The organism is Pseudomonas sp. AC083 (genome assembly GCF_979253165.1).
The window spans coordinates 1-249 of sequence record NZ_CEEDDH010000261.1 but is presented as its reverse complement, the minus strand read 5'-3'; the positions used below and the strand labels follow the sequence as shown (position 1 = coordinate 249).

Sequence of the window (249 nt, the reverse complement as noted above, 5' to 3'; positions counted from 1 at the left end):
CAGTAGGCGGCAATATAAGAGTGCTGCGTTACTTTCCTAAAACATATTCAAAGGCTGTTAACCGCTCTAAAGTAGCCAATAATGATATTGAGAAAGCATTTAAAATTCGTGCGCTATTAAGTAGTCAATTTCAACAGGCGCTTTTGGTGTTGGTAGGCATTAAACAGTTTAATACGTTAAGGCAAAAACGATTAGCGCGAGTAGCGGCTATTAGGCAAGTACGTGTTAGCTTGCAGTTATGGCTTGATA

At 39.4% G+C, this 249-nt stretch carries 1 protein-coding gene; it reads left to right on the top strand.

Going from position 1 to position 249, the window contains the following annotated elements; genetic code table 11:
• Positions 1 to 249, top strand: a 249-nt coding sequence (locus AC0IXA_RS27890; RefSeq protein WP_471814977.1) for a hypothetical protein, incomplete at both ends; no start/stop codon positions are given.